The sequence below is a fragment of the Pseudomethylobacillus aquaticus genome (assembly GCF_003730115.1).
GTDB classification, from domain to species: domain Bacteria; phylum Pseudomonadota; class Gammaproteobacteria; order Burkholderiales; family Methylophilaceae; genus Pseudomethylobacillus; species Pseudomethylobacillus aquaticus.
The window spans coordinates 182,640-193,635 of the sequence record NZ_RJVP01000002.1; the positions used below are offsets into that span (position 1 = coordinate 182,640).

At 60.5% G+C, this 10,996-nt stretch carries 13 protein-coding genes; 9 read left to right on the top strand and 4 right to left on the bottom strand.

Features of this window, described 5'->3' with window-relative positions; translation table 11 throughout:
* Positions 1-17: 17 nt before the first annotated feature.
* Positions 18-812: an IclR family transcriptional regulator gene (locus ED236_RS04475; RefSeq protein ID WP_240032033.1), complete on the bottom strand. Its 795-nt coding sequence runs from the start codon at positions 810-812 to the stop codon at positions 18-20.
* A gap of 138 nt (positions 813-950) precedes the next feature.
* On the opposite strand from ED236_RS04475, the gene ED236_RS04480 reads away from it, so the two are divergent.
* From ED236_RS04480 to ED236_RS04520, 9 genes are all read left to right on the top strand, one after another.
* The gene (locus ED236_RS04480) at positions 951-1,637 is read left to right on the top strand and encodes a pyridoxamine 5'-phosphate oxidase family protein (protein ID WP_123236771.1); all 687 of its coding nucleotides are present in this window, start codon (positions 951-953) and stop codon (positions 1,635-1,637) included.
* A 28-nt stretch (positions 1,638-1,665) separates the two neighbouring features.
* Complete coding sequence (locus ED236_RS04485; protein WP_123236772.1) at positions 1,666-2,214, top strand: DUF1097 domain-containing protein; 549 nt, start codon at positions 1,666-1,668, stop codon at positions 2,212-2,214.
* Between the two features lie 186 nt (positions 2,215-2,400).
* Positions 2,401-3,435: an AAA family ATPase gene (locus ED236_RS04490; RefSeq protein WP_123236773.1), complete on the top strand. Its 1,035-nt coding sequence runs from the start codon at positions 2,401-2,403 to the stop codon at positions 3,433-3,435.
* 4 nt (positions 3,436-3,439) lie between these two features.
* Positions 3,440-4,303, top strand: a complete 864-nt coding sequence (locus ED236_RS04495; protein WP_123236774.1) for a DUF58 domain-containing protein — start codon at positions 3,440-3,442, stop codon at positions 4,301-4,303.
* Positions 4,300-5,280, top strand: a complete 981-nt coding sequence (locus tag ED236_RS04500; RefSeq protein WP_240032034.1) for a nonribosomal peptide synthetase MxaA — start codon at positions 4,300-4,302, stop codon at positions 5,278-5,280. Before ED236_RS04495 ends, ED236_RS04500 begins: the two co-directional genes overlap by 4 nt.
* Entirely contained in the window at positions 5,277-6,278 is a 1,002-nt protein-coding gene (locus ED236_RS04505; protein WP_123236775.1) for a vWA domain-containing protein, read from the top strand. The genes ED236_RS04500 and ED236_RS04505 overlap by 4 nt, the downstream gene beginning before the upstream one ends.
* Complete coding sequence (locus ED236_RS04510) at positions 6,254-6,802, top strand: hypothetical protein (protein ID WP_123236776.1); 549 nt, start codon at positions 6,254-6,256, stop codon at positions 6,800-6,802. Before ED236_RS04505 ends, ED236_RS04510 begins: the two co-directional genes overlap by 25 nt.
* 2 nt (positions 6,803-6,804) lie before the next feature.
* Positions 6,805-7,785 (top strand): vWA domain-containing protein, encoded by a 981-nt coding sequence (locus ED236_RS04515; protein WP_123236777.1) that lies wholly within the window; start codon positions 6,805-6,807, stop codon positions 7,783-7,785.
* Positions 7,786-7,859: 74 nt separating this feature from the next.
* Complete coding sequence (locus ED236_RS04520; protein ID WP_123236778.1) at positions 7,860-8,273, top strand: HIT family protein; 414 nt, start codon at positions 7,860-7,862, stop codon at positions 8,271-8,273.
* A gap of 22 nt (positions 8,274-8,295) precedes the next feature.
* Here ED236_RS04520 and ED236_RS04525 read toward each other — a convergent pair whose 3' ends face one another.
* From ED236_RS04525 to mpl, 3 genes are read right to left on the bottom strand one after another with little or no spacing between them, the layout of a single operon-like run.
* Complete coding sequence (locus ED236_RS04525) at positions 8,296-8,610, bottom strand: (2Fe-2S) ferredoxin domain-containing protein (RefSeq protein ID WP_123236779.1); 315 nt, start codon at positions 8,608-8,610, stop codon at positions 8,296-8,298.
* A gap of 36 nt (positions 8,611-8,646) precedes the next feature.
* Positions 8,647-9,552 (bottom strand): energy transducer TonB, encoded by a 906-nt coding sequence (locus tag ED236_RS04530; RefSeq protein ID WP_123237105.1) that lies wholly within the window; start codon positions 9,550-9,552, stop codon positions 8,647-8,649.
* A gap of 5 nt (positions 9,553-9,557) precedes the next feature.
* Positions 9,558-10,994, bottom strand: a complete 1,437-nt coding sequence (gene mpl / locus ED236_RS04535; RefSeq protein ID WP_123236780.1) for a UDP-N-acetylmuramate:L-alanyl-gamma-D-glutamyl-meso-diaminopimelate ligase — start codon at positions 10,992-10,994, stop codon at positions 9,558-9,560.
* Between the last annotated feature and the right edge of the window lie 2 nt (positions 10,995-10,996).

The window sequence follows — 10,996 nt, forward strand, 5'->3', positions numbered from 1 at the left end:
GGCATTCCGCAAGGTATTCAGCTGGCTGGCAGCTCCATGAACAAGCGCTGCGCCAGCTTGCTGGCAGCCAGTTGTAGTTGCTCCAGACAGCGCTGTTTGCCTGCGTCGTCCAGCCAGCCGGTGATGTAGGTGGTGCCGATGGCGGCGACCGGGTGGCCGGACGGGTCCAGGATGGCCACCGCCAGTCCACTGGTGCTGCGATCCAGGATGATGTTGTCATAGGTGCCGTAGCCATTGCGCATGGCATCCGCCACGGTGCGGTGGAAACCCTGCTCGTCAAAGCCTTCGATGCGGTGATAGCGGGCCATATTGGCGTTGATGATGTCCTGCACCTCTGCTTCTGGCAGGTGTGCGAACATGGCCATGCAGCTCAGGCTCATGCCGAACGGGCCGCGCAGGCCTACATAGCCTTTGCCGATCTGGATCTGTGAAGGGCTTTCGTAGCGGCCTATGCACACCATGTCCAGCCCTGAACGCACCCCCAGATAGACCACTTGCCGCAAGCTTTCCGCCAGTGCGCTCAGTGTGGTCTCGGCCACGCGTGCGATGGGGTGGCGTGCGATCGCGGAATAGCCCAGCGCGGCCAGGTCGGCACCCAGATTGTAGCGGCCGCTGTCCGGCTCGCGCTCCACCCATCCCAGCTCCATCAGGCTATCCAGCACGCGGTGGATGGTGGGGCGTGGCAGTCCGCTGCGTTTCACCAGCTCTGTCAGCGTGCTGCCTTTGCGTGAGCCGCGTGCCAGCGTGGTCAGCAGTATGGTGGCGCGGTTAAGGCTGCCGGCGGCCTGCGGGCTGGTTTCCGGAGTGCTCATCATCTGTCCTTAAAGTTATCCGAATACCGGACATATTAATATGGTCGCTCAGTTGACTGTATTAAAGCATGCTTATTAATATCAGCTCCACGAGATTTTAATGATGTCCGAAAATCGGATGACATTGTGGAGGATAAGATGAGCGAGCTATGCGAAAACGAGCCACATGAAAACCAGCTATACGGAACTCAGCATCGCGCCATGCAGGCAGCGTTCGAGAGCACAAGGCTGGCCGACCGGGTGGGCGAACAGATCGTCGTCCCCGAGCTTGCCGATGCCCATCGCGGCTTCATCGAATCGCGCGATTTCTTCTTTCTGACCACGGTGGACCATCGCGGCTTCCCAACCTGTTCCTACAAAGGTGGCCAGACCGGTTTCGTCAAGGTGCTGGACAGCAGGACGCTGGCATTCCCCAGTCTGGACGGCAACGGCATGTATCTGTCCATGGGCAACATCACCGCCAACGACAAGATCGGCATGTTGTTCATTGATTTCGAGACACCGCATCGCGTGCGTCTGCATGGCACTGCCAGTGTCAGCCGCGACGACCCCTTGCTGGCCGCATTCCACGAGGCCGAGCTGGTGGTGCGCGTGACCATCAGCGAAGTGTTCATCAATTGCCCGCGCTACATCCATCGCTATCAGCGTCTGGCCGCTTCGCCTTATGTGCCGCAAGCGCAGTGCGAGACCCCGCTGGCGCAATGGAAGCGTATCGACGCCCTGCAGGAGGTGCTGCATCCGCGTGATGCAGCGCTGGCCGAGCGTCTGGGCGGTGTGATCACACCGGAACAATATGGCGAGCTGGTCATGAAAGGCCAGGCCTGAATCTGCCACCTGCTAGAGGAGAATTGCCATGACCCGTCTCAACGCCGCCTGTTGTTGCGCTGCCCTGCTCACCACCGTCGTACTGCTGCTCACCCAGGGCTACCCGGCCTTGCCGGCCTGGATGCTGTTCATCACCTGGGCCTGTTTCTTCCATGTTGGTGGCGGTGAACATCCCGCTGCAGCGTTCCGTACCGTGGTGACGCATATCGGTTTGGGTGTGCTCACCGCCTGGCTGACGGCTTTATTGCTGTTGGCCAGCCCCTGGAACGAGGGCCTGCTGCATGCCTTGTGGGGGCCGGTGGTAATCGGCCTGGTCATCGGTGCGCTGGTGCGTCTGGGCGTGGTCGGCTATTTTGCGGTCACACCGGCCATCATCTATGGCTATGCCAGCGTATGGGCGTTTCTGAGCACAGGCGGGCATTTCAGCCTGCAGGCTTTGCATAGCCTGTCCATGCAGAATGTCATCCTCGCCTTGCCGCCCTGCATCCTGATCGGTGCCAGCATGGGGGTACTCAACGCCAGGCTGGTGGACTGGCTGAGCAGGTCGGCCAGCCCCACCGCTGTGCATCAGCGCTGATCGCGTCTAGCAGGCGCGGACCGGGAATTTCTCCCGATATGCGCCTGACTTCATCATTCTGGTTGCATCACCACAAACTTATCCAGTAGAGTGGTATATACAGACCTGTATATTTTGTTGTGCCAATTGCTTGTATCACAGGCTCGCAACCACGTTTACTCACCTTAAGCCACTACCTGGGAACCCATGGAAACTCTCGTCTCGCAGAATCAGTTGACCGATTGGCGCGATCACGCGCTTAAACTGGAACAAGCCGTACAAGGTGTCATCGTCGGCCAGGACAAGGCGATCCGCCACATCACCATCGCAATCTTTGCACGTGGGCATGTGCTGCTTGAAGGCGGCGTGGGGGTGGGCAAGACCACACTGCTGCAATCCATCGCACGTGGCATAGGCGGCAGCTATGAGCGTATCGAGGGCACGGTAGACCTGATGCCCAATGACCTGGTCTACCACACTTATCTGGGTAGCGATGGTCGCCCGCAGATCGACGAAGGCCCATTGCTGCGATCAGGCGAGCGGCTGTCGGTGTTCTTCTTCAACGAGATCAACCGTGCCCGTCCGCAAGTGCATGCGCTGATGCTGCGCGTGATGGCCGAACGTCATCTGCATGCCTTCAAGCGTGAATACCGGCTGCCGCACATGGTGGTGTTCGCTGACCGTAACCAGGTGGAGAAGAACGAGACCTTCGAGATCCCGTCTGCGGCACGTGACCGCTTCATGATGGAGATCCCCATCCATATCCCGGATGACCGCGACCTGCGCCGGGCGCTGATGTTCGATACGCGCTTCCAGCACGCTGAAACGCTGACCCAGCAGGTGCCGTCCGGCATCCTGCAGTACGACCAGCTGAATGCCTTTTCCGACCTGCTGCAACGCCATATCCAGGCCAGCGAAACACTGGAGGAATATGCCCTGGACCTGTGGGAGGCCACGCAGGACCCGGCCCGTTTCGGCATCACCCTGGACAGTGCCGATATCCACCGCCTGGTGCAGGCTGGCGCCAGCCCGCGCGGCATGGGCATGCTGCTCAAAGCGGCGCGTGTGCACGCCTGGCTGATGAACCGCGAACATGTCTACCCGGAAGATATCCATGCGGTGTTCCACGAGATCATCGCGCACCGGCTGGTGTTCCAGAGCATGTACGAGAACCGCCGTACTGCGCTGTCGCGTGAGCTGACCAGCCGCATCCTTGCCCACATCGCGGTTCCGGCGCGCTAAGCTCATGGCAGTTCAGACGGCACAACCGTTCCAGTACTACGTGCCATGGAAGTCCAGCAGCCAGCATCTGGGCGGACATCGCGGCAATCAGCGTGGGCTGGGCTTTGATTACCGCGGTAATCTGCCGCTGGTGGATTACCCGGATGCACGGCGTATCGACATACGCCAGACGCTGCGCGACCCCTATGAGCAGGTGCAGGTACGCCTGTTCAATCAGGACAACATCACGCCCCTGTTCGCGGTGTGTGACTTGTCGGCCTCCATGTACTACCGGGGCCGACGCCGCAAGCTGGATCAAGCCATCCATATCGCTGCTTCTGTTGCCCGCTCGGCCAGCGATGCAGGTGACCAGTTCGGGCTGGTGGGCTATGACCGCCACGTGGTGGAAGATTTCAGCCTGCCGCTGGGGACTTCTTTGCATAGCGTGGTTGAACTGCTCACGGCACTGGAGGAGCGCGAAACACTGGTGCCGGCTGGTGAGGGCATCCTGGAGGTGGCGCAGTATCTGAGCCAGTCACGCGCGCTGGTGTTCTGGATCTCTGATTTTCACATGCCGCTGCTGCTGGTCGAGCAGGCGCTGAGCATGCTGTCGCAGCATCAGGTGGTGCCCATCGTATTGTGGGACGAGCAGGAGTACCTGCGTCTGCCGCGTTTTGGCTTTGGTACGCTGATCGACCCTGAGACCGGGCAGGACAGGACCGTGTTCTTCCGCGACGCCTTGCGCCGTCAGTTCATCGCCGCATTCGAGCAGCGCAGACATGATCTGCAGGACCTGTTCCTGCGGTTCGATAGCCCCGCCCTGTTCCTGCATGGTGAATACCATGCCGAGGCCCTGACCCACTACTTTGAAAAGTACTTTGCCTCATGACCATACCATCACGCACCACATGGACTGCGCTATTGCGCCTGCTGACCTTGACGGTGCTGTTTGCGCTGGGCTGGCTGGCATCTGGCGCCGCGCTCGCCGGGCAAGCCGTGCCAGCGGTGGCGTCTACTGAGCACGCGGCTGATGCCGAGATCAGGGTGCTTGAGCTACACAATCCCAAGCGCAGCACCGGCATCCAGATCGGTGATTATCTGGAACGCAGGCTGCAGGTGGAGATCGCGCAGCCCTATCAGCTGGCCATCAGCGCGCTGCCGCTCAAGGGCACCAACCGTCATGGCATCGAACTTGCCGATGTGCGTTTGGAGAAAACCAGCGTATCGGCATCCACCATCTACACACTGCTGCTGCGTTATCAGGTGTTCGCCGCCAGTACCAGTCCGGCCATTCTGCAGTTACCGGCCGAGCGCATCGCGCTCAATGGTGGCCCCAGGGCGCTGGTGCTGGAAGTGCCAGCCTGGCATTTCTGGTTCTCGCCGCTGGCGGCGGGCACTGTAGGCTTGGCCAAAACCAATCTGCAGCCGCAGGTACCCCCTGCACTTATCAGCTTGTCCAAGCATTACCAGCGGCTGGCATTGGGGCTGTTGTGTCTGCTAGCTGGCCTGACTGGCCTCGTTTATGTGCATGCGGACCGGCGCTGGCTGCCGTTCATGGGCGGCGCTTTTGCGCAGGCTTACCGCCACATCCGGCGTTTGCCGCCTACCCAACAGCACGAGGCACAAGCGCTGCTGCATTTGCATCAGGCGTTCGACCGTGTGCATGGCGTCAGCCTGTTCGCAGCTGGAGTGGATGACTTTGTCGCCGCCCATCCGCAGTTTTTAAGCCTGCGTGAAGATATTGCTGCTTTTTATGCACAATCCAGCCAGCGTCTGTTCACGGGGCAGGCTGGCGATGCGCACTTCATTGACGGCCTGCTGACGCTGGCACGTCGTTTACGCCATTGTGAGCGGCGCCTGGCATGACTGTTCTGCAAGCCAGCTTTGTTTATCCATGGGCCTTGCTGCTATTGCCGCTGGTACTGGTGCCGTTTGTGTTCAAGGGCCGTCAGGGGCAGGCTTATTCCTGGTTGCAGATGGTGCCCATGGACCGTGTTTCTGACCTGGCCAGCCTGGCGTTGCGCATCGTCACAGCGCTGATGCTGGCCTGCATGGTGCTGGCGCTGGCCGGCCTGCATGGCGAGGAACGTAAAGTGGTCAAGGTCGGCAAGGGGGCCCAGACCGTGATGGTGATCGACCGCAGCGTGAGCATGGATCATCCCTTCGCAGGGGATCAGAGTGGCCGCGCTGGCGAGATCAAATCGGCTGCTGCACGCCGCCTCATCACGCGCTTCATCGACTCACGGCCGGACGACATGATGGGCGTGGTGGCGTTCACCAACTCGGCTTTGTATGGCATCAAGATCACCTCCAACCGTGACGCCATCCATGCCGCCATCAACGCGGCCACCAGTGCCGGCATCAATCAGACCAATATAGGCGCTGGCATGACGGCAGCGACCACTTTGTTCGACCATATCCAGAACTCGGGCTCACGCGCCATCATCCTGATGTCGGACGGTGCCGGCAAGCTGAGCCCGCGCGTCAAGAGCCGTATCAAGCAAACGCTCAAAAAGAACGGCCTGAGCCTGTACTGGATCGTGCTGCGCGAGCCGGATGACATCAGCATCTTCAATGGCGCGCACTATGAAGAAGGCCTGGCTCCGGCGGCCATCGAGCTGGATCTGTTCTTCAAGTCGCTGGGCATCAAGTACAAGGCTTATGAGGCGGATAACCCGACGGCGCTGCAATCGGCCATCCAGGATATCGATAGCCGCGAGAAGAACCTGATCAAATACACGGTCACGGTGCCCGGCCATAACTACGCCCGGCCGCTGATCCTGCTGGCCATCCTGTGCGGTCTGCTATTGCTGATCGCCAAGAATCTGAGAGTGCATACATGGAAAAACGCATCAAACGCCTGAGCGCCTGGTGGGCGCTGTTATTGATCCTGGGTGCTGCCGCTACCGCCTATGAGGCTTATCAGGTCGCGCATATCCGCCAGCTCAATCAGGCCTTGCTCTCGGGGGAAACGATAGCAGGGAAAACGATCGCCGATGAACGCTATGCCTATGAGGCCAAGTTCGCAGCGGCTTACCAGCATGGCCGTGCGCAGGATTACAAGCATGCGGTGCAAAGCTATGGGCAGCTGCTGGAGACCAGTCCAACGCCAGCCCGTCAGGCCAGCCTGCAATACAACATCGGCAACAACCTGTTCCTGTCGGCTCTGAACCGGCGTATCAACGACGATGGCAGCCTGATCGACGCAGCCTTGTATGACCTGACTCAGGCACGGGTGGCTTATGAGCAGTCGCTGCGTCTGAACCCGCAGCCTGCGGCGCGCTTCAATCTCAGCCTGCTGCTGGCCATATTGCCGCAACATCTGCGCAATCCGCAGCGTGAGCAGAGCGGCATGGAGCTGAGTAACCTGCCGATAGGTTTGCCTTGATCATGAAAAAGGTCAGATGGTTTTTGCACGCCTACCAGGAAAGCCTGCTGTATGGCGCGGCATTGCTGCTGTTGCTGCTGGCCGTGTTCAAGCCGGAGATAGCGCTACGCCAGAATGTGCATAACTATTTGTTGCTGGCCGATGTTTCGCAAAGCATGAATGCGGAAGATGCCGTGCTGGACGGGCGCAACGTCAGCCGTATGGCTTATGTGCGCCACCTGATGCGTAAAACCGTCGAGTCCTCGCCCTGTGGCACCTATGTGAGCCTGGGCGTGTTCGCTGCCGAGAATGTGGCGCTCACCTTCATGCCCCTGGAAGTGTGTGCCAACTATGATGTGATCGTCGATGCCATCGACCATCTGGAGTGGCGCATGTCCTGGCGTGGTAATAGCAGGCTCAGCTTTGGCGTCAAGGCGGCGGCCACGGTGCTGGATTCACTGAATGCACCCGCTCAGATGTTGTTCTTCACCGATGGTGACGAGGCGCCCAAGGTCAACGCCATCAACAAGCTGGACCTCCGTGGTGTGCAGATCGGCAAGCAGGTGATCTTCGTCGGCGTGGGCGGCAAACAGCCGGTGCCTATCCCGCGCTACAACAGCAACAACCAGTGGGTGGGTTTCTGGGCTGCGGATGCCAAGGAGTTCTCGGCGGGTGCAGTGGGCGTGACCTATAACGACACCAGCAAGGATGACCCGGACCCGGTGGTGGCGTCTGCCGAATTCGACCGCTACCTGTCGCAGCTGGAAGATGGCTATCTGCGTGAACTGGCGCAGGAGATCGGCGCGCGCTACATCGAGGCGCAGGATGACGCGGCCTTCTACCGCTTCCTGCATGCGCAGCCGCCGGTGGCAACCTTTGTGACCGCCTATTCCGTACGCTGGCTGTATCTGCTGCTGGCCATCATGCTGGTGCTGGGCACTTTTTATGCTGATATCGCCCGTCGCTGGCTGATGCGGCGCGGTCCAGGCGCAAGTCCGCTATAATCCAGCCTGGTCGCTAATGTAGCGATAAACGCAATGTGGCGATAAACGCCAAGCTGTTATTCAACGAGAGACGTATGGCTGCATGTGATCTGTGTGACAACCCGGGTGGCGAACTGCTGTGGCAGGACGCCTTGTGTCGTGTGGTGCGTATCGATGAGCCGGACTATCCGGGCTTTTGCCGGGTGATCCTCAATCGCCACATCAAGGAAATGACCGATCTGAATGTGGAAGACCGCATGCGCCTGATGGACATCGTGTTCCGTGTGGAGCAGGCCGTGCGTGACGTGATGAACCCGGACAAGATCAACCTGGCCAGCTTCGGCAATGTGATCCCGCATCTGCACTGGCATGTGATCCCGCGCTTCACGCTGGACCGGCATTTCCCTAACGCCATCTGGGGGCCTGCCCGCCGTGAGACGCCTGCACACGCCATCGATGTGCACACCGCCAGCAAACTCAAGAACCGCATCCAGCAGTTGCTGACCTGACCAGCCCAGCCCGCAAGCGGCACTAAACCAGCAGCCGCTCCACCAGCTTGCCCTGCACCAGATGGGAGGCGATGATCTCGTCGATATCTTCCTGGTCCACGAAGGTGTACCACACCGCTTGCGGGTAGACCACCATCACCGGCCCCAGGCCGCAACGGTCCAGGCAGCCGGCGCGGTTGATGCGCACGCCATCCGCGCCGTTCAGACCCAGTTTCTTGACGCGTGACTTCATGTGGTCAAATGCCGCTTCCGCGCCGCTGTCGGCACAGCACTGTGCGCCATCTTCGCGCGCATTCAGGCAGAAAAACACATGGTATCGGTAATGGCTGTCGCTCATAAGCTGGCTATCTTCATCTGCTTGGGTGGTAGGGGTTCAATCTGAATTCAGGCTGTCCTGGCGAGTAAAGGTCCAGGTGCGTTCTATGCTGAGGATGTCGGTATCCACACGGATATCGTCAGGTAACGGCGCGTAGGGGGCACCCAGTTCCACGATGCGGCGCGCGGCATCGTCCAGCACGGCATGGCCGGAACTCTGGTTGATTTCGATGCGTTCCAGGCTGCCATCCTGACGGATCGACACCGTCATGCGCAGGCGGCCATACAGTTTCTTTTCACGGGCTTCCGCCGGGTAATTGAGATTGCCGATGCGCTGCACCTTTTGCCGCCAGGCTTCCACATAAGCAGCAAAGCGGGATTCCTGGGTACGCGCGCCTATGAATTTCTGGCGTGGGCGCTGTTCGTAGGCCTGCTGCTGCTTGGAGATCTGGGTCTGTAAGCGCGCGATCTCCATGCTGCTGGCGGCCAGATCGACGCCGCTGAGGGGTTTGCGCGGCTGGTCTGCCGTACCGGATCTGGCGGGTTCGGGCACTGGCAGCACAGGCTCAGCCTGCGAACGGCTGAGTAACTCCTGGGCTTGTTTTTCCAGCTCTGCCACACGTGCCTGCTTCTGCTCCACTTCCTGTTCGGCGATGTCCGGCACTGGCTGCGGTTTGGGCGCTTTGCTGCTGGTGGCACGTGCTTCCACAGGCAATGGCGACTGGCTGCGTACCACCTTGGCGGTGTTGCCGCCCGCATCCAGGTTGGCCTGCGCCAGTGCCTTGGGGTCGTCCGGAGGTGTTTGCGATTTTGCATTCACCAGCACCACATCCATGGGCGGGGTGTTGTGCTTGAGGATGTGTGGTTCGGGCGGCTGGAAGTGCAGATTGACGATCAGCACCAGGTGGATCAATCCCGATACCGCCAGCATGGCGGTCAAAGGATCGCGCCAGCGCTGCAACATGAACTTCACCCCGCCAGCCTTTGCAGTAACTTCTGATGGATGCCGCCGAAGCCGCCATTGCTCATGACCAGCACATGGTCACCCGGCCGGGCCGCCTGCACGATGGCATCCACCAGCAGATCCAGGTGTTCCGAGACCACTGTTCTGGCGGCGATAGCCTGCAATGCCGCTGCAGCATCCCAGCCCAGGTTGCCCGCATAGCAGAACACCAGATCGGCGTCGCGCAGACTGTCCGGCAGGGCGGCTTTCATCACGCCCAGCTTCATGGTGTTGGAGCGTGGCTCCAGCACCGCGAGGATGCGGCTGGCGCCAACCTTGGCGCGTAGCCCGGCCACTGTGGTGGCGATGGCGGTCGGGTGGTGGGCAAAGTCGTCGTAGACGGTGATGTCATGCACCACACCGCGCACTTCCATGCGGCGCTTCACGTTCTGGAACTCTGCCAGCGCCGCGATGGCGACATCCGGTGCCACGCCCACATGGCGTGCGGCAGCGATGGCTGCCAGGGCATTCATGCGGTTGTGCTCACCCAGCAACGCCCAGTGCACGCGGCCCAGCCGCTGGTGCTGGAAGTGCACATCGAAACTGCCTTCGGCATCGACATGGCTGGCGGTCCAGCCGTCAGTGGCACCGAAGTTCTCCATGGCAAACGTCTCTACCGGGGTCCAGCAACCGCGCTGGATCACGCGCTGCAAGCTGGCCTCCGTGCCGTTGGCCACCACCAGGCCCTGTTGCGGCACGGTGCGCACCAGGTGGTGGAACTGCGTTTCGATGGCGGCAAGGTCGGCAAAGATATCCGCGTGGTCGAATTCCAGATTGTTCAGCACCGCCGTGCGTGGCCGGTAATGCACGAATTTGGAACGCTTGTCGAAAAAGGCGGTGTCGTATTCGTCGGCTTCGATCACGAAGAACGGCGAACATGCATCATCATCGGGCGCGCTATTGCCTGGTGTGCTGGTTGGGCGCTGGTACAGGCTGTCATTGGGCGAGATGCCAGGCAGGCGCGCCGAGATGCCGAAGTTCTGTGGCACGCCACCGATCAGAAAGCCCGGTGCCAGGCCGGCATAGTCCAGTATCCAGGCCAGCATGGAACTGGTGGTGGTCTTGCCGTGGGTGCCCGCCACCGCCAGCACCCAGCGGCTGTGCAGCACGTTCTCTGCCAGCCACTGCGGGCCAGAGATGTAGGGCAGGCCGCGATTGAGGATCTCCTCCATCAGCGGATTGCCACGCGACACCACATTGCCGATCACATAGATATCCGGGTTCAGCGCGGTCTGCTGGGGTGCAAAACCTTCGATGAGCTGGATGCCCTGCGCTTCGAGCTGCGTGCTCATGGGCGGGTACACATTGGCGTCACAGCCGGTGACGGTATGACCGGCCTGCTTGGCCAGCACCGCGATGCCGCCCATGAAGGTGCCGCAGATGCCAAGGATATGGATGTGCATGG

Excerpts from the sequence above, each read along its gene's own strand:
- ED236_RS04475 (WP_240032033.1), bottom strand. The coding sequence starts at position 812 with ATGAGCACTCCGGAAACCAGCCCGCAGGCCGCCGGCAGCCTTAACCGC.
- mpl (WP_123236780.1), bottom strand. The coding sequence starts at position 10,994 with ATGCACATCCATATCCTTGGCATCTGCGGCACCTTCATGGGCGGCATC.
- ED236_RS04485 (WP_123236772.1), top strand. The coding sequence starts at position 1,666 with ATGACCCGTCTCAACGCCGCCTGTTGTTGCGCTGCCCTGCTCACCACC.
- ED236_RS04505 (WP_123236775.1), top strand. The coding sequence starts at position 5,277 with ATGACTGTTCTGCAAGCCAGCTTTGTTTATCCATGGGCCTTGCTGCTA.
- ED236_RS04495 (WP_123236774.1), top strand. The coding sequence starts at position 3,440 with ATGGCAGTTCAGACGGCACAACCGTTCCAGTACTACGTGCCATGGAAG.
- ED236_RS04515 (WP_123236777.1), top strand. The coding sequence starts at position 6,805 with ATGAAAAAGGTCAGATGGTTTTTGCACGCCTACCAGGAAAGCCTGCTG.
- ED236_RS04500 (WP_240032034.1), top strand. The coding sequence starts at position 4,300 with ATGACCATACCATCACGCACCACATGGACTGCGCTATTGCGCCTGCTG.
- ED236_RS04490 (WP_123236773.1), top strand. The coding sequence starts at position 2,401 with ATGGAAACTCTCGTCTCGCAGAATCAGTTGACCGATTGGCGCGATCAC.
- ED236_RS04525 (WP_123236779.1), bottom strand. The coding sequence starts at position 8,610 with ATGAGCGACAGCCATTACCGATACCATGTGTTTTTCTGCCTGAATGCG.
- ED236_RS04510 (WP_123236776.1), top strand. The coding sequence starts at position 6,254 with ATGGAAAAACGCATCAAACGCCTGAGCGCCTGGTGGGCGCTGTTATTG.
- ED236_RS04530 (WP_123237105.1), bottom strand. The coding sequence starts at position 9,552 with ATGTTGCAGCGCTGGCGCGATCCTTTGACCGCCATGCTGGCGGTATCG.
- ED236_RS04520 (WP_123236778.1), top strand. The coding sequence starts at position 7,860 with ATGGCTGCATGTGATCTGTGTGACAACCCGGGTGGCGAACTGCTGTGG.
- ED236_RS04480 (WP_123236771.1), top strand. The coding sequence starts at position 951 with ATGAGCGAGCTATGCGAAAACGAGCCACATGAAAACCAGCTATACGGA.